The following is a 16,108-nucleotide window of genomic DNA, read 5'->3' as shown; positions in this document are numbered from 1 at the left end:
GCCCGCCGGGCCGGACCGCCCACACCGGGTCCTGGCCCGGGTTGTCAGTGCCGCGGTCCACAATGGTCGCGTCAGATCCCGTTCATGCTTCAGCAAGCGTGAGCCGAAGGGGCCGTGAGCGACCCGTAGGCGAGCGACCAGAAAAGAGGAGCCGGCAGCGATGGCCCGCCGCAGCACGAAGACCCCGCCGCCCGACGACTCGTTCGAGGAGCGCATCCTCGACATCGACGTCGTCGACGAGATGCAGGGCTCCTTCCTCGAGTACGCGTACTCGGTCATCTACTCCCGCGCCCTGCCCGACGCCCGTGACGGCCTGAAGCCGGTGCACCGCCGCATCGTCTACCAGATGAACGAGATGGGCCTGCGCCCCGACCGCGGCTATGTGAAGTGCGCGCGCGTGGTCGGCGAGGTCATGGGTAAGTTGCACCCGCACGGCGACGCGTCGATCTACGACGCCCTGGTGCGCATGGCGCAGCCGTTCTCCATGCGCGTGCCCCTGGTCGACGGCCACGGCAACTTCGGCTCGCTGGGCAACGACGACCCGCCGGCCGCCATGCGGTACACGGAGTGCCGCCAGGCCGCCGCGACGAGCCTGATGACCGAGTCGATCGACGAGGACACCGTCGACTTCGCGCCCAACTACGACGGCCAGGAGCAGGAGCCGGTCGCCCTGCCGGCCGCCTTCCCTAACCTGCTGGTCAACGGCTCGTCGGGCATCGCGGTCGGCATGGCGACGAACATGCCGCCGCACAACCTCTCCGAGGTCATCGCCGCCGCCCGCCACCTGATCCGCTACCCGAACGCGGATCTGGAGACCCTGATGAGGCACGTGCCGGGGCCCGACCTGCCCACCGGCGGCCGGATCGTCGGCCTCGCCGGCATCCGGGACGCGTACGAGACCGGCCGCGGCACCTTCAAGATCCGCGCCACGGTCGAAATCGACACGGTCACCGCCCGCCGCAAGGGCCTGGTCGTCACCGAACTGCCCTTCACGGTCGGCCCCGAGAAGGTCATCGCCAAGATCAAGGATCTCGTCGGCTCGAAGAAGATCCAGGGCATCGCCGACGTCAAGGACCTCACCGACCGCGAGCACGGCCTGCGCCTGGTCATCGAGATCAAGAACGGCTTCGTCCCGGAGGCCGTCCTGGAGCAGCTGTACAAGCTGACGCCGATGGAGGAGTCCTTCGGCATCAACAACGTCGCCCTGGTGGACGGGCAGCCGCTCACGCTCGGCCTTAAGGAACTCCTCGAGGTCTACCTCGACCACCGCTTCGAGGTCGTGCGCCGCCGCAGCGAGTTCCGCCGCACCAAGCGCCGCGACCGCCTGCACCTGGTGGAGGGCCTGCTCACCGCCCTGGTCGACATCGACGAGGTCATCCGGCTGATCCGCTCCAGCGAGAACAGCGCGCAGGCCAAGGAACGCCTGATGGGGCGTTTCTCGCTGTCGGAGACCCAGACCCAGTACATCCTCGACACCCCGCTGCGCCGCCTGACCAAGTACGACCGCATCGAGCTGGAGGCGGAGAAGGAGCGGCTCAACGCGGAGATCGCGGAGCTGACCCGGATCCTGGAGTCGGACAGCGAGCTGCGCAAGCTGGTCTCCTCCGAACTGGCCGCGGTGGCCAAGAAGTTCGGCACCGAGCGGCGCACGGTCCTGCTGGAGTCGTCGGGCGCCCCGGCGGCCGTACCGCTGCAGGTCGCGGACGACCCCTGCCGGGTGCTGCTCTCCTCGACGGGCCTGCTGGCCCGTACGGCGAACGGCGAGCCGTTCCCGGCGGACGCCGAGGGCAGGCGGGTGAAGCACGACGTGATCGTCTCCGCGGTGCCGGCCACGGCGCGCGGCGAGATCGGCGCGGTCACCTCGGCCGGCCGGCTGCTGCGGATCAACGTCGTCGACCTGCCGCAGCTGCCGGAGACGGCGTCGGCGCCGAACCTCTCCGGCGGTGCTCCCCTGACCGAGTTCGTGTCCCTGGAGGGCGACGAGACGGTGGTCTGCCTGACCACGCTCGACGAGTCCTCCCCCGGCCTCGCGCTCGGCACCGAGCAGGGCGTGGTCAAGCGTGTGGTGCCCGACTACCCGACCAACAAGGAGGAGTTGGAGGTCATCACGCTCAAGGACGGCGACCGGATCGTGGGCGCGGTGGAGCTGCGCACCGGCGAGGAGGACCTGGTCTTCATCACGGACGACGCCCAGCTGCTGCGCTACCAGGCCTCCCAGGTCCGCCCGCAGGGCCGTCCGGCGGGCGGCATGGCGGGCATCAAGCTGGCCGAGGGCGCGAAGGTCATCTCCTTCACGGCCGTGGACCCGGCGGCGGACGCCATGGTCTTCACGGTCGCGGGCTCGCGCGGCACCCTCGACGACTCGGTCCAGACGACGGCCAAGCTGACCCCGTTCGACCAGTACCCGCGCAAGGGCCGCGCCACCGGCGGTGTGCGCTGCCAGCGGTTCCTGAAGGGCGAGGACTGCCTGTCCCTGGCCTGGGCGGGCGCCGTCCCGGCCAAGGCGGCCCAGAAGAACGGCACCCCGGCCGACCTCCCGGACATCGACCCGCGCCGCGACGGTTCGGGCGTGTCCCTGCCGAAGACGGTGGCGGTGGTGGCGGGCCCCGTCTAGACCGGCGGCTCCACGAACTCCTGCTCGGGATCCTGTACGTAGCGCAGGACGCCCCACATGCCGTGCTCGTCGACGGTGTGCGGGGCGTCGCTCTCGCACGCCTTCAGCTCCTTGCCGAGGGCGGCCGCGTCGATGCCCGAGCCGATGAGGACGAGCTGGGTGAGGCGGAGGTCCCGGTCCGGCCAGGCCTCCGGGTAGAAGCGCAGGAAGCGTCCGACGGCGTGTACGGCGTACCGGTTGCGGACGTCGTGCGCGCCGAAGTCGACGTAGCCCTTGATGCGGTACAGCCCCTCGGGCCTGCTGTCGAGGAACCGCATCAACCGCCGGGGGTCCATGGGCACTTCGGAACTGAAGGCGAGGCTGTCGTAGGCGGCGTGCAGGTGCCCGGCGCCGTCGTGGTCGTGGTCGTGGTGCTCGTCGTCGTGCAGGTCGTCGAAGGAGAGCTGCCCGACGCGCTCCTCGCTGGGCCTGCAGTCGAAGAGGAACTCGGGGTCGACACGGCCGTAGGAGGCGGGTACGACGGCGGCGCGGTCGACGAGGGAGCGCACGAGCCCGAGGACCCTGTCACCGTCCGCGGCACGGTCGAGCTTGTTGACGACGACGAGGTCGGCGAGTGCGAGATGCCGGTCGATCTCGGGGTGCCTGGCGCGGGTGTCGTCGAACTCGGCGGCGTCGACGATCTCGACGAGGCCGCCGTAGACGATCCCCGGATGCTCGCTGGCGAGCACCATGCGCACGAGTTCCTGTGGCTCGGCGAGCCCGCTGGCCTCGATGACGATGACGTCGATGCCGGTGGAGGGGGCGGCGAGTTTCGCGAGATAGCCGTCGAGTTCGCCGACGTCGACGGCGCAGCACAGGCATCCGTTGCCGAGGGAGAGGGTGGAATCGCCGAGCGCGCCGGCGACGGCCATCGCGTCGATCTCGATGGCGCCGAAGTCGTTGACGATGGCGCCGATACGGCTGCCGCCGCTGCGGTGCAGGAGGTGGTTGAGGAGGGTGGTCTTGCCGGAACCCAGGAATCCGGCGAGTACGACGACCGGGATCTGCCGGATGCCAGAACTCGGCTGACTCAACGTGCGACCTCTTTCGCGCTGCTGTGCGCCGGAGCGTGATGCCGACGCACGTACGAGCTGTGACTGCCGGACCAGGATACGAGCCGGAATAATCACCGCGAAGTGAACGATTGTTAGCAGCTTTGGCGGGGCAGACGTCTGGCAAGGCGCCGGAGTGTGCGACCCTCGCTTCCCTCCGTGCGCCTCCTCTCCGCCTCCCCGCCGATCAGAGCCGCTCGGCACCCTGGGAGACGGCAAGCGCCGCCCACCGCTCGCCGGTCCCCATCAGTCGACCCGCACCCCGACGACCGGCGGAACGGCCGCCCGATTCGGGGGTAGTTGACATGGCCACACAGAATTTCGGGACACGGGGACTCCGTTATGCGGCTGCGGCCGGCCTGGGGGTAGCCTTCGGCGCGCTGGCCACCCGCGCCTCCCAGCGCCAGGTTCATGAGCAGCTGAAGACCCGGCTGGAGCGCCTGGAACAGACCCCGTACGCACAGCGCGAGGCCAATCTTGCCAGCCAGCAGAGGCTGCATTGGGAGCTGCTGAGCAAGGCAATCGACAACCCTGAACTGGCAGAGGTTCTTGACATCTTCGAGGTTCCGTCGTCGCCGACAAGGCGGGCGCAGTATCTCTTCGCCAACGCCCTCTACACGAACCAACTCTTCGCGTACCGCGTGGGCAACATCAGTCGCGAGGAGTTCTTCGGTTTTGTCCGCGGTCTGCTCCAGAACCCGATCGTCAGGGAGTACTGGTATGCGACTCAGCATCAGAGGGCGACCATCGCCGACGACTCCGACGAGGCAGAGCTCGGTCGCATGGTCGACGATCTCCTACGTCAGCTGGATGAAGCGGACGTGGACGAGTGGTGGGTGGTAGGCGAGCCGCCTACGGAGTAGGGATGTGAGGGCCGGCCGCCCGTAGCGGAACGTCAACGCTCAGCGCACCCTTCCACCACCCACATGGGCTCGCTTGATCGAGTGATAACGAACCCATAAAAAGACCCCTCTTCCCAGGCGCCACCCAAGAGGATGCTCCGATACCGGCATCGTTGTGGCCGTCACCAGGTTGACCCGCAGGAAACCCCCCTCTTGCCAGCATGTTCTCCTGACTGCAGCCGGAGTGCCGGCGCATGCACTGAACCAAAGACAAGAGGAAAACAACTGTGAGTCAGATCATCCGCCGCCTCGGTGTCCCTCCTCGCGACCGGGGCAGCGCGGGCGGAGGAAACTGCCCGGACATCTTCGAGCTGTCCGACGGCCGCTTCGCCATCATCGGCACAGATGTCACCGACTCACTCGACACCGACCTGCCGTCTGACGCCTCACGTGCCGACTACGAGCGCATTGTGGTGATCACCCGCGAAACCCTGATTCGCGCCAAGGCTGACATCCCCGACGCCTGATCTTCTGTATGGGCGAGCCTCACCCTGGGCCGTCCCCCTCTGACTTCCCGGCTGCACGCAACCACGGACCGAGCCGGACGCACAACTGACGAGCAGCCGGCACCCCGTCACTGCTCGGCCCACCGATGAGGCCTGGCGCCAGAACGGCACCAGGCCGCACGCGTTCCTCACGCCGCCTTCGGCACCGCCACCGGCGCCCCCGGCCCCACATACCGCGCCACCGGCCTGATGATCTTCCGGTCCTCCGCCTGTTCCAGGATGTTGGCGCTCCAGCCGACCATGCGGGCCGCCGCGAAGGTCGGGGTGAACATCTCGCGGGGCAGGCCGCACAGTTCCATGACCACGCCCGCGTAGAACTCGACGTTCGTGTGGAGCTCGCGGCCCGGCTTCAGCTCCGCCAGGATCGCCTCCACCTGCCGCTCGACCTCGACCGCGAATTCGACCCGCGAGCCGCCGAAACTCTGGGCGATCTCCCGGAGCATCCGGGAGCGGGGGTCCTCCGTGCGGTAGATCGCGTGGCCGAAGCCCATGATGCGGTCGCCTGCGAGGACGCGCTCTCGGATCCAGGGGTCTATGCGGTCGGGTGTGCCGATGGCGTCCAGGGTGTCCAGGGCCCGGCTCGGCGCTCCGCCGTGCAGAGGTCCCGACAGGGCTCCCACCGCGCCCACCAGACATGCCGCCACGTCCGCTCCGGTCGACGCGATGACGCGGGCGGTAAAGGTTGATGCGTTGAATCCGTGATCAATGGTTGAGATCAAGTATTGCTCGATCGCCCGGGCCTGACGCGGTTCCGGTTCCGAACCCGTGAGCATGTAGAGGTAGTTGGCGGCGTACGGAAGGTCTTCGCGCGGTTCCACCGGTTCGAGACCCCGCTCCAGTCGATGCAGAGCGGCGAGGAGGGTGGGTACGGCGGCGACCGCGGCGAGGGTGTCCCGACGGCGTTCGTCCGCTTCGATGTCGTACACCGGCCTGAAGCCCTTCGCCGCGCCGAGCAGCGAGAGCGCGGTGCGCATGCCGGCCAGCGGCCCCGAGCCACCGCTCGCCGCCGCGATCGCGGGCAGCACCGCGCGCACCTCCTCCGGCGGCCGCCGCAGCGCCACCGTCTGCGCGACGAAGGCGTCCCGTCGCGCCGCGTCCGGCAGTTCGCCATGGACCATGAGGTGCCAGACATCCTCGAAGCCGCGAGTTCGAGCGAGCTCCACGGCCGAGTACTGGCGGTAGTGATAGAAGCCCTCGAGCCCCCGCACGTCACCGATCGAGGTATCGGTGACGACCACACCGGCGAGTCCTCGCGGCACCTTGACGGTCGTGGCCACAGACCTGTTGACGGACATGATTTCCTCCCTGGTCTTGCCTGGACTTGCCTGCTCATGCCTGGACTTGATTTGACTGTCCATGCTTGACTTAATTCCTGTCAATATTGATTGAATCAAGTCATCCCATCCATGCGTCGCTAGGCGGATACGGTGACCCCATGCGCGATCAAGACCCCTCCCCCGATTCCGCGGAACGGCGGCTGACGACCAAGGAAGCCGCCGAACTCCTGGGCGTGAAGCCCGAGACCGTGTACGCGTACGTGAGCCGCGGCCAGCTCAGCAGCCGGCGCGTGCCGGGCGGCCGGGGCAGCACCTTCGACGGCCGGGAAGTGGAGGCCCTCGCCCGGCGCAACAGACGGGAGAGCAGCGGGAGTCCGGGGTCGGGCGGCGAGCTGTCCGTCCGGACCCGCATCACGCTCATCGAGGAGGACCGCTACTACTTCCGGGGCGTGGACGCCACCGAACTCGCCACCCGCCACTCCTACGAAGAGGTCGCCGAGTGGCTGTGGACCGGCCGCATGCGACCGGGAACGACCTTCACCGCGCCCGAAGCCGCCGTCCTCATCGCCCGCCGCGCCGTCGACGGCCTGCCCGAACACACCAGCCCCACGGACCGGTTGAGGGTCGCCGCGATCGGCGCCGGGACCGCGGACCCGCTGCGCTTCGACCTGTCCGAGGAAGCCGTGCTCGGCACCGCGCGCACGCTGATCCCCACCCTGGTCGCCGCCCTGCCGCAACGGGGGACCTACCGCCGCGACGAAGGCCCGCTGGCCCAGCGCCTGTGGTCACGGCTCAGCGGCAGGGACGCCGACGAAGCCTCGCTGCGCGCCCTCGACACCGCGCTCGCCCTCCTCGTCGACCACGATCTCGCCGCCTCGACCCTCGCCGTGCGCGTCGCCGCCTCGGCCCGCGCGCACGCCTACGCGGCCGTCTCCGCCGGCCTCGGCGTGCTGGAGGGTCCCCTGCACGGGGCGTCCAGCGGGCTCGCGCACCGGCTGCTGATGGACGTACTCGACGAGGGCGACGCGGGCCCCGTCATCGCCGAGGAGCTGCGGGCCGGGCGTCGCATCCCCGGACTCGGCCACCGTCTCTACACGGGCGAGGATCCACGCGCGCGTGTCCTGTTCGGCCTCCTTGAGGAGATGCCGAACGCCGGCCCCGCGCTCGCCGCGGCCCGCGACATCGTCGCCACCACCGCCCGTCACAGCCCGCTGCACGCCAATGTCGACCTGGCCCTCGCCGCGCTCACGGCCTCCTGCGGGATGCCCGCCACCGCGGGTGAGACGATCTTCGCCGTGGCCCGTACGGCGGGCTGGATCGCCCACGCGCTGGAGGAGTACGGGGAGCGACCGCTGCGCATGCGCCCGAGCGGGCACTACGTGGGCCCGAAGCCGCCCCGGCCCCTTCCTGAGTGACTGATCACCTCAACATGGGATTCGGAGTCGCCACAGACGGATGATCCGCCGCATCCCGGCTCCGGTCGGTGTCGGGCCTTCGGCGGTCATGATCCGCCCTGATCGTCGGCGGTGAGCCGCTGTTCCAGGTGGCTGAGCAGCTGGGTGCACTGCCGGACCGTGTCGAGGTCGTCGCCCAGGATGGCGGCGAGTTCCCGCGCCCAGGCGGCGCGCAGGATGTGGAGGTTGGCCGCCGCGCGCTCGGTCGGGCGCACGGCGACGCCACGGCCCTCGGTGGCGGCGCGGGAGACCATCCCCTTGCTCTCGAGGCTGCGCAGCGCCGTGCTGACATTGGTGCGCTGCAGCCGGGTGCGGCGGGCGATCTCGCTGGGCGCCGCTCCGGGATACAGGTCGACGACGCGCATCACGTGCCGCTCCGTCTCGGTCAGCGTCACCACCTGCGGGCCTTCCGGAGTGCGGGCCCGCACCAGTCGGCCGACGTTGAGGATCAGGTCGGCGAGATCGGCGAGCGGCCCACCATCGTCCGTACCGACGGCGTTTTCTTTGTCGCGAGGCATGGCGCCACCCTACTGAATTATGCCATCATAATTATGTGTCCATAATCAATGAAGGAGACCGGTCGGCGTTCGCCGCGGCGGAGGGCGCCGACGACGCGAAGCCGGCGACCCCAGCAGGCCGTGCGCGGCTGGCCCTGATCCTCGGTTCGTTGAGTGCCTTCGGTGCGCTCACGATCGACATGTACCTGCCCGCCATGCCAGACATGGCGCACCAACTGCACACCAGCGCACCGCTGGTCCAGATGACCCTCACGGCGTTCGTCGTCGGCCTGGCCGTCTTCCAGGTGATCGTCGGCCCGCTGTCGGACGCCTGGGGCCGGCGCCGCCCGCTCCTGGCCGGCATGGCGTTGTACCTGGCGGGGTCGCTGTGGTGTGCGCTGGCGCCCTCGGTCGGCTGGCTGATCACCGGCCGGATCCTGCAGTCGCTGGGTGCGGCGGCCGGCACCGTCCTGGCGCGGGCCATCGTGCGGGACCTGTTCTCCGGCACCGCCATGACCCGGTTCTTCTCCACCCTGATGGTCGTCAACGGCGTCGCCCCGGTCGTGGCACCCGTCATCGGCGGCCAACTGCTGACGCTCACCACCTGGCGCGCGGTGTTCCTGGTGCTCGCCGTCGTCGGCGCCGTCCTCCTGCTCGCGGTGGTCTTCGCGCTGCCCGAATCGCTGCCGGACGCCAACCGGGCGCCGGCCCACCTGGGCGCCACGCTGCGGACCTTCCGGGCGCTGGCCACCGACGTCCGGTACATGCGGTACGTGCTCGCCGCGGCACTGATGTTCGCCGCCGCGTTCGCCTACATCTCCGGATCGTCGTTCGTCCTGCAGGACGCGTACGGCCTCACGGCCCAGCAGTTCGGTCTCGTCTTCGGCCTCAACGGTCTGGGCATCGTGCTGCTCGGGCAGGTCGGCGGCATGCTCGTCGGTCGCGTCGCCGACGAGCACACGCTGCTGCGCGTCAGCCTGACCGTGGCGACCCTCGGCTCCGCCGGCGTCCTGAGCTGCGCCGCGTTCCACCTCCCGCTCCCGCTGCTGCTGACGTGCCTCTTCCTGGTGATGTCCATGCTCGGCATCGTGCTGGCCAACGCCACGTCCCTGGCGCTGGGCGGCCACGGTTCGGCCGCTGGAGCCGCCTCCTCCCTGCAAGGGCTGCTGCAGTTCCTCGTCGGCGGGCTCGCCGCCTCCGCCATGAGCCTGCCCGGCCAGGTCACCGCGGTGAGCATGGGCACCACCATGGTGATCTGTAGCGCGGCCGCGCTGGCCGTCCTCAACGTCCGCCGTGCATGAATCAACCCGCTCGCCCCGCCTCCGGGAAGCCGTCCCTGGGGAAGTCAGGTTAGGCTCACCTCTGTGAGTACGTGCTCAACCGCTTCCCAGGAGCTCGACGAGCCCCTCGCGGGAACCGCGGCCACCGCTCGGACCTGGCTGCTGCTGGAGCAGCCGGGCCCCTGGGGCGCCAAGGCGCTCACATCGAGCCACCTCGATCCGGCCCTGGGCCGCGCCCTGGAAGCGGCCGTCAAGGGCACGGGCGTACGCATCGCACTGATCCGCCGTCCCGGGCGCCACGCCGACCTCGGGACGCCCTCAGCGCGTCAGGTCTACGCGGCCCACACCGTGCCCGGCCGGGGGTGGCTGCACTCCGCCACGATCCGCGAGCCGCAGGACCTGCTCGACCTCGACTTCGCGGCGCTCGGCAGGGGCGAGCACCGGACCTTCGACTCGGTACTCGGAGCGCGGCCGCACACGGGCGACCCGCTCGCCCTCGTCTGCACCAACGGCAAGCGCGACCGCTGCTGCGCGCTGCTCGGCCGTCCGCTCGCCGCCGAACTCGCCGCCTCGGGCGTCGAGGGCGTCTGGGAGGTCACTCATCTGGGTGGTCATCGCTTCTCGCCGACCCTGCTCGTCCTGCCCTACGGATACGCGTACGGCCGCGCCGAGGCCCACGCCATCAAGCAGGTCCTGCACAGCGTCCGGGAAGGGCGCGTCGTCGTAGAGGGATGCCGTGGGAACTCCGCCTGGGAGCGGCCCGGTCAGGCGGCCGAGCTGGCCGTGCGCACCGCTGTGCGCGAGTACGCGGCGGACGCCCTGGCCGTGGTCGGGACGCTCGGTGCGGCTCCGCGCTGGGAGGTGACCGTCGCTCACGCCGACGGACGCCGCTGGCGCGTCGTCGTGGCCCAGGGCGCCGCGGCGCCGCCCCGCCCGGAGAGCTGCGGCACGTCGATCCTGGGGTCCCCCGCGCGCATGGACGTCGTCGAGGTGCGCGAACTGGTGGCGACGGCGCTCGCGAGTTGATCGTGCCCGTCAAGGCGTCCACCAGAGGGACTCAACATTGATCAATCGGTACTGATCGAGAGATGCACGCCACACCCCCTACGGCGGCTCCGGCCCTCCCACGTACCGTCGTGGGTATGAGTCCCACTCCGCCCGCCCGCCGCCTGCGCCTCGGCATGCCGAAGCGGGTGTTCTCGCAGGTCCTGCTGATGCAGGTGGCGATCGCCGCGGGGGTCGCGGTGCTCGCGACCGGTCTGTTCCTCGCGCCGCTCAGCAAGCAGCTGGACCAGGAGGCGATGCGCAGGGCCTTGGCCATCGCCGAGACGACGGCGCAGGACCCGCAGATCGCCGAGGGCGTGCTCACCACTCCGCCGAGCAGAAACGGTCCGGTGCAGAGGGAGGCCGAGCGGATCCGGGTGGCCACGAACGCCGAGTACATCGTCGTGCTGAACACGCACTGGGTGCGCTGGTCGCATCCGACGGCCTCGGAGATCGGCCGGAAGGTCTCGACGAGCCCCAAGGAAGCCCTGGCTGGCAAGAAGGTCATGGAGATAGACCGGGGCACGCTGGGCCGCTCGGCCCGCGGCAAGGTGCCGCTCTACGACGCCCACCACCGCATCATCGGCGCGGTCTCCGTCGGCATCGCCTACGACAGCGTGCGGGCCCGGCTGCTGAGCGCCATTCCGGGGCTGCTCGCCTACGCGGGCGGCGCCCTGGCCGTAGGAGCGCTGGCCGCCTGGCTCGTCTCCCGCCGGGTCCAGCGGCAGACCCGCGACCTGGCCTTCTCCGACATCTCGGCGTTGCTCGCGGAGCGCGAGGCGATGTTGCACGGCATCCGGGAGGGCGTCGTCGCCCTGGACCGCACCGGCCGAATTCGCCTCCTCAACGACGAGGCCCACCGTCTGCTCAGCATCGACGAAGAGGCCGTCGGCCGCTCCCCCGACGAGGCCCTCGGCCAAGGGCGGACGGCCGACATTCTGGCCGGCCGGGTCACCGGCACCGACCTGCTCACCGTCCGCGGCCAGCGGGTCCTGGTCGCCAACCGCATGCCCACGGACGACGGCGGCGCCGTGGCCACCCTGCGCGACCGCACCGAGCTGGAGCAGCTCGGCCGGGAACTCGACTCGACGCGCGGCCTGATCGACGCGCTGCGTGCCCAGGACCACGAGCACGCCAACCGCATGCACACACTCCTGGGCCTGCTCGAACTGGAGATGTACGACGACGCCGTGGAGTTCGTCGGCGAGGTGGTCGGCGACCACCGGGCCACCGCGGAGCAGGTGACGGAGAAGATCCGGGATCCGTTGCTCGCGGCTCTGCTCGTCGGCAAGGCGACCGTGGCGGCCGAGCGGGGCGTCGCCCTGTGGATCTCGGACCGGACGCGGCTGCCGGACCGGTTGGTCGACCCCAGGGGGCTCGTCACGGTCGTCGGCAACCTGGTCGACAACGCGCTGGACGCCGTCGCGGGAACCCTCCACGCACGCGTGGAGGTCGAGTTGCGCACGGAGGGCCGTACCGTCGTCCTCAGAGTGCGCGACACGGGGCCCGGGATCCCGGCGGAACAACGCGAGCTGGTCTTCACCGACGGCTGGTCCACGAAGGAGGCGCCCGCGCACCGCGAGCGCGGCATCGGGCTCTCCATGGTGCGCCGGCTCGCCGAGAGGCAGGGCGGCAGCGCGACGGTGGGCGAGGCACACGGCGGCGGCGCGGAGTTCACCGTCGTCCTCCCGGAGGCCCTCGCCGAACCCGAGCCGGTGCCGACCGCCACCACTGTCGCCGCCAAGGACACGGTCGCCGTCAAGGAGGAGTCGTGATGATCGAGGTCCTGGTCGTGGACGACGACACCAGGGTGGCCCAGGTCAACGCCGCCTACGTCGAGAAGGTGCCCGGCTTCCACGTCGCCGGCGAGGCGCACAACGCGGCCGAGGCGTTGCGGCAGTTGGAGGCGCTGCCCCGGCTGGACCTGGTCCTCATGGATCACTACCTGCCCGACGAGACCGGCCTGGCGGTCGTCCAGGAGATGCGTCGGCGCGGCCACCAGACCGACGTGATCATGGTGACGGCGGCCCGGGACGTGGCGACGGTGCAGGCCGCGATGCGGCACGGCGCGCTGCAGTACCTGGTCAAGCCGTTCGCCTTCGCGGGGCTCCGCGCCAAGCTGGAGGCGTACGCGGAGCTGCGCCGCCGGCTCGACGGCGGTGGCGAGGCCGAACAGGCCGAGGTCGACCGCATCTTCGGCGTCCTGTCGGCGCCCTCGGATCCGGGGCTGCCCAAGGGGCACTCCCCCACCACCGCCGGGCTGGTGCGTCAGGCCCTGATGAACGCGGAAGGGCCGCTGTCGGCCCAGGAGCTGGCCGACCGGACCGGGGTGAGCCGCCAGACCGCCCAGCGCTATCTGAAGCTCCTGGAGCGCACGGGCCGCGCCCGGCTGACCCTGAAGTACGGCGACGCGGGCCGCCCTGAACACCGTTACGTGTGGGCGACCCGCGCCTGAGGGCACGGCCCGGTCGGGAGCGGGGGAAGGGACCGTGCCCCTCCCCCGTACGGATTCAGCCCTTGGCCTTCTCCACGAACTCGGTGGTGAAGGTCTTGCTCAGATCGACCTTGGCGTTCTTGATGTTCGGGTTGAACGCCTTGAGCACCTTCTCGACGGTCTCGGGGCCGTTCGCCGGCATCACGCCGTCCTTGGTGAACATGGGCAGGGTGCTCTTGACGGCCTGCGCGTAGAGCGCCTTGTTCCCCTGCGAGTAGTCCGCGGGCATCTTGGCGGCTATCTCGGAGGCGCTGTGCGTGGACATCCAGTTGAGCGTCTTTACGAATGCATTGGCCAACTTCTGGACAGTGTCCTTGTGACTGTTGACCCAGTCCGTCTGCATGTACAGGCTTGACGACGGGTACGGTCCGCCGAGCGCCTTCTGGGAGCCCTCGGGGGTCCGCATGTCCAGGAGGACCTTGCCCGCCTTCTTGTCCAGGATCGTGGCGACGGTCGGGTCGGTCGTCATACCGCCGTCGATGGCGCCCTTCTGCAGCGCCGCGATGAAGGTCGGCCCGGCACCGACGGCGACCGGCGCGAAGTCGCTGACCTTCACTCCGTTCTTGACCGCCAGGTACTTGGTGAGGAAGTCGGTGGAGGAGCCGAGCCCGGTGACGCCGAGCTTCTTCCCCTTGAAGTCCTTGGGCGAGGTGATGTCGCCCGCGGCCTTGTTCGAGACGATCTCCACCTCGCCGGGCGCCTGCGAGAACTGCACGACGGACTCGACGTACTTCTGCTTCGTCTGCAGGTCGAGCGTGTGGTCGTAGAAGCCGACGGCCCCCTGGACCTGCCCCGAGACGAGCGCGGTCTCGGCCTGCACGCCGGCCGGCTCGCTCAGCAGTTCCACGTCGAGTCCCTCGGCGTCGAAGTAGCCGAGCCGCTGGGTCAGCATCGCGGGCAGGTAGATGACCTTGTCCAGGCCGCCCACCATGATCTTGACCTTCGTACCCTTGCCGTCGCCCTTGCTGCCGGCGTCGGCGGAGGTGCTGCTCGCCGCGTCGTTGGCGCAGGCGGTGAGGGAGGACAGGGCGAGGACGCCGACGGCGGCGAGGGCGGAGATTCTGGCGGACTTGCGCATGGTGGTTCACGTCCTTGTGGATGGCGGTGCGGGAGCGAAGGGGTCAGGGGGGCCTGCGGGGGGCGAAGGGGCCGGGGCGCCCGAGCGGGCGTTTACGGCTAGGAGTTCGTCGGTTTCCAGCGGAAGACGCGGCGCTCGACGAAGGTGAGCAGTCCTTCGGCCGCCAGCGCGACGACGGCGAGGATCACCATGGCCGCGTACACACCGGCGGCGTTGAAGGTGTTCTGGGACTGCGAGACGAGCAGGCCGATGCCCTTGGTGGCACCGATGTACTCGCCGACGATGGCGCCGATGAGCGCGAAGCCGAAGCTGACGTGGAGGCTGGTGAAGATCCAGGAGGTGGCCGACGGGATGACGACCTGAAGGGTCACCCGGCGGTCGCTGGCGCCCAGGATGCGGGCGTTGGCGACCAGGTTGCGGTCGACCTCGCGGGCGCCCTGGAAGGCGTTGAAGAACACCGGGAAGAAGACCAGGACGACGGCCGAGGCGACCTTGGACGCCGGGCCGAGACCGAACCAGATGAGGAAGATCGGGGCCAGGATGATCCTCGGCATCGAGTTCAGCACCTTGATGTATGGACCAAGGACATCGGCGAGGAAGCGGATCCGCCCAAGGGCGATGCCGAGCACGACACCGGCGACCACGCCGAGCACCCAGCCGAGCAGCGCCTCGTAGAGCGTGTACCAGATCTGCTCGCCCAGGGGGCCGAGCGCGGTCCCGTGGGTGACCCAGGTCCAGATCTGGTCCCAGATCTTCGACGGCATCGAGAAGTTGAACGGATCGATGACCTTCGCGCGGGAGAACACCTCCCACAGGCCGAGGACGGCGACCAGGAGCAGGACGCGGGTGGCCTGGACGACGATCCGACGTCTGCGGGCGGCACGCGCGCGTGAGTGGGCGCGGTCCGGGGCCTTGACGGTGTCGACGACCGGCGTGCTGAGAACCTCAGGCGACATCGGCGGCACCCCTCTCGCGGGTGATGCGGACCTCTTCGCCGAGCGACTCCCAGATCTCGCGGTAGATCTCGATGAACCGCGGTTCCAGGCGCACCGACTCGACCTTGCGCGGCCGCGGCAGGTCGATGTCGAAGACGTGCTTGACGGTGGCGGGACCGGCCGTCATGACGACGACCTTGTCGGCCAGCGCGATGGACTCCTCCAGGTCGTGGGTGACGAACACGACCGAGGCGCCCGTTCCCTCCCACAGCTCCAGCAGCTCGTCCGACATCAGCGCCCTGGTCTGCACGTCGAGCGCCGAGAAGGGCTCGTCCATCAGCAGGATCTCGGGGTCGTTGACGAAGGTGGCGGCGAGCGCGACGCGCTTGCGCTGACCGCCGGAGAGCTGGTGCGGATAACGGTCCTCGAACGCGGCGAGTCCGACCCTGGCCAGCCACTCGCGCGCCTTCTGCTTGGCCTCCGCCTTGGGCACACCGCGGAAGCGGGGGCCGGCCATGACGTTGGACAGGACGGTACGCCAGGGGAAGGTGGCGTCCTGCTGGAAGACGAAACCGACCTTGTCGCCGACGCCGCGCACCGGTTCCCCGGCGACCAGAACCTCGCCCTCGGTGGGCTCCTCCAACCCGCTGACCAGGGTCAGCGTGGTCGACTTGCCGCATCCGGTCGGTCCTACGACGGCCACGAACTCGCCGCGCCCGACGGTGAGGTCGAGTTCCCTCACCGCCGTGTGCAGACCCCCCGACGGGGTCCTGAAGATCTTGCTCGCGCCCCGCAGCCGGATGGCGGGGCTGGTGTCTGCGCTCATGGCCGGGGACGGTAGATGTGGTCCGGGACACAGCAGCAGCCTTCTGAGCGCATGCCGTTCTTTTGCCTGCAACAGCCTGTTGTGCTCATTTTGCTCGCGCTAGAACAGCG

At 69.9% G+C, this 16,108-nt stretch carries 14 protein-coding genes; 8 read left to right on the top strand and 6 right to left on the bottom strand.

All coding sequences use genetic code 11. The features are described from left to right. Window positions 1-160 precede the first annotated feature (160 nt). Window positions 161-2,614 carry a DNA topoisomerase (ATP-hydrolyzing) subunit A gene (locus FBY22_RS06560; RefSeq protein ID WP_142143132.1) on the top strand — a complete coding sequence of 818 codons (2,454 nt, stop codon included), beginning with the start codon at window positions 161-163 and terminating at the stop codon, window positions 2,612-2,614. Here FBY22_RS06560 and FBY22_RS06555 read toward each other — a convergent pair. Then, the gene (locus FBY22_RS06555; RefSeq protein WP_142143130.1) at window positions 2,611-3,687 is read right to left on the bottom strand and encodes a GTP-binding protein; all 1,077 of its coding nucleotides are present in this window, start codon (window positions 3,685-3,687) and stop codon (window positions 2,611-2,613) included. The two genes, FBY22_RS06560 and FBY22_RS06555, sit on opposite strands and share 4 nt — an antisense overlap. Before the next feature lie 323 nt (window positions 3,688-4,010). On the opposite strand from FBY22_RS06555, the gene FBY22_RS06550 reads away from it, so the two are divergent. Together FBY22_RS06550 and FBY22_RS06545 are read left to right on the top strand one after the other, a co-directional pair. Then, window positions 4,011-4,568 carry a DUF6082 family protein gene (locus FBY22_RS06550; protein WP_142143128.1) on the top strand — a complete coding sequence of 186 codons (558 nt, stop codon included), beginning with the start codon at window positions 4,011-4,013 and terminating at the stop codon, window positions 4,566-4,568. Between the two features lie 266 nt (window positions 4,569-4,834). After that, window positions 4,835-5,074, top strand: a complete 240-nt coding sequence (locus FBY22_RS06545; RefSeq protein ID WP_142143126.1) for a hypothetical protein — start codon at window positions 4,835-4,837, stop codon at window positions 5,072-5,074. 167 nt (window positions 5,075-5,241) lie between these two features. Here the strand turns inward: FBY22_RS06545 and FBY22_RS06540 are convergent, their stop codons facing one another. Next, on the bottom strand, window positions 5,242-6,408 hold the full coding sequence (locus FBY22_RS06540; RefSeq protein ID WP_142147407.1) for a citrate synthase/methylcitrate synthase: 1,167 nt from the start codon (window positions 6,406-6,408) through the stop codon (window positions 5,242-5,244). A gap of 140 nt (window positions 6,409-6,548) precedes the next feature. Here FBY22_RS06540 and FBY22_RS06535 point away from each other — a divergent pair, with 140 nt between their 5' ends. Then, the gene (locus tag FBY22_RS06535; RefSeq protein ID WP_142143124.1) at window positions 6,549-7,805 is read left to right on the top strand and encodes a citrate synthase; all 1,257 of its coding nucleotides are present in this window, start codon (window positions 6,549-6,551) and stop codon (window positions 7,803-7,805) included. Between the two features lie 86 nt (window positions 7,806-7,891). Here FBY22_RS06535 and FBY22_RS06530 read toward each other — a convergent pair whose 3' ends face one another. Continuing rightward, entirely contained in the window at window positions 7,892-8,362 is a 471-nt protein-coding gene (locus tag FBY22_RS06530; protein ID WP_142143122.1) for a MarR family winged helix-turn-helix transcriptional regulator, read from the bottom strand. Between the two features lie 35 nt (window positions 8,363-8,397). On the opposite strand from FBY22_RS06530, the gene FBY22_RS06525 reads away from it, so the two are divergent. From FBY22_RS06525 to FBY22_RS06510, 4 genes are all read left to right on the top strand, one after another. Beyond that, window positions 8,398-9,642, top strand: a complete 1,245-nt coding sequence (locus tag FBY22_RS06525) for a multidrug effflux MFS transporter (protein WP_222127747.1) — start codon at window positions 8,398-8,400, stop codon at window positions 9,640-9,642. Window positions 9,643-9,705: 63 nt separating this feature from the next. Beyond that, window positions 9,706-10,647 carry a sucrase ferredoxin gene (locus tag FBY22_RS06520; protein ID WP_142143120.1) on the top strand — a complete coding sequence of 314 codons (942 nt, stop codon included), beginning with the start codon at window positions 9,706-9,708 and terminating at the stop codon, window positions 10,645-10,647. 116 nt (window positions 10,648-10,763) lie between these two features. Next, on the top strand, window positions 10,764-12,440 hold the full coding sequence (locus FBY22_RS06515) for a sensor histidine kinase (RefSeq protein ID WP_142143118.1): 1,677 nt from the start codon (window positions 10,764-10,766) through the stop codon (window positions 12,438-12,440). Next, complete coding sequence (locus FBY22_RS06510) at window positions 12,440-13,120, top strand: response regulator (RefSeq protein WP_142147403.1); 681 nt, start codon at window positions 12,440-12,442, stop codon at window positions 13,118-13,120. Before FBY22_RS06515 ends, FBY22_RS06510 begins: the two co-directional genes overlap by 1 nt. 55 nt (window positions 13,121-13,175) lie before the next feature. On the opposite strand, the gene FBY22_RS06505 is transcribed toward FBY22_RS06510, so the two are convergent. The 3 genes from FBY22_RS06505 to FBY22_RS06495 all read right to left on the bottom strand — a co-directional run bounded on the left by FBY22_RS06505 (window position 13,176) and on the right by FBY22_RS06495 (window position 15,998). After that, window positions 13,176-14,237, bottom strand: coding sequence for an ABC transporter substrate-binding protein (locus FBY22_RS06505; protein ID WP_142143117.1), 1,062 nt, complete (start codon window positions 14,235-14,237; stop codon window positions 13,176-13,178). 98 nt (window positions 14,238-14,335) lie between these two features. After that, window positions 14,336-15,193: an ABC transporter permease gene (locus FBY22_RS06500; RefSeq protein WP_142143115.1), complete on the bottom strand. Its 858-nt coding sequence runs from the start codon at window positions 15,191-15,193 to the stop codon at window positions 14,336-14,338. Beyond that, the gene (locus FBY22_RS06495; protein ID WP_142143113.1) at window positions 15,183-15,998 is read right to left on the bottom strand and encodes an ABC transporter ATP-binding protein; all 816 of its coding nucleotides are present in this window, start codon (window positions 15,996-15,998) and stop codon (window positions 15,183-15,185) included. The genes FBY22_RS06500 and FBY22_RS06495 overlap by 11 nt, the downstream gene beginning before the upstream one ends. Between the last annotated feature and the right edge of the window lie 110 nt (window positions 15,999-16,108).

Origin of the sequence: Streptomyces sp. SLBN-31 (assembly GCF_006715395.1) — a bacterium.
Classification (GTDB): domain Bacteria; phylum Actinomycetota; class Actinomycetes; order Streptomycetales; family Streptomycetaceae; genus Streptomyces.
This window is presented reverse-complemented; position numbering and strand designations above follow the sequence as displayed.

Bases quoted from the DNA above. Each gene is read 5' to 3' on its own strand.
- FBY22_RS06560 (WP_142143132.1), top strand. From the start codon at position 161: ATGGCCCGCCGCAGCACGAAGACCCCGCCGCCCGACGACTCGTTCGAG.
- FBY22_RS06550 (WP_142143128.1), top strand. From the start codon at position 4,011: ATGGCCACACAGAATTTCGGGACACGGGGACTCCGTTATGCGGCTGCG.
- FBY22_RS06540 (WP_142147407.1), bottom strand. From the start codon at position 6,408: ATGTCCGTCAACAGGTCTGTGGCCACGACCGTCAAGGTGCCGCGAGGA.
- FBY22_RS06535 (WP_142143124.1), top strand. From the start codon at position 6,549: ATGCGCGATCAAGACCCCTCCCCCGATTCCGCGGAACGGCGGCTGACG.
- FBY22_RS06530 (WP_142143122.1), bottom strand. From the start codon at position 8,362: ATGCCTCGCGACAAAGAAAACGCCGTCGGTACGGACGATGGTGGGCCG.
- FBY22_RS06515 (WP_142143118.1), top strand. From the start codon at position 10,764: ATGAGTCCCACTCCGCCCGCCCGCCGCCTGCGCCTCGGCATGCCGAAG.
- FBY22_RS06510 (WP_142147403.1), top strand. From the start codon at position 12,440: ATGATCGAGGTCCTGGTCGTGGACGACGACACCAGGGTGGCCCAGGTC.
- FBY22_RS06505 (WP_142143117.1), bottom strand. From the start codon at position 14,237: ATGCGCAAGTCCGCCAGAATCTCCGCCCTCGCCGCCGTCGGCGTCCTC.
- FBY22_RS06500 (WP_142143115.1), bottom strand. From the start codon at position 15,193: ATGTCGCCTGAGGTTCTCAGCACGCCGGTCGTCGACACCGTCAAGGCC.
- FBY22_RS06495 (WP_142143113.1), bottom strand. From the start codon at position 15,998: ATGAGCGCAGACACCAGCCCCGCCATCCGGCTGCGGGGCGCGAGCAAG.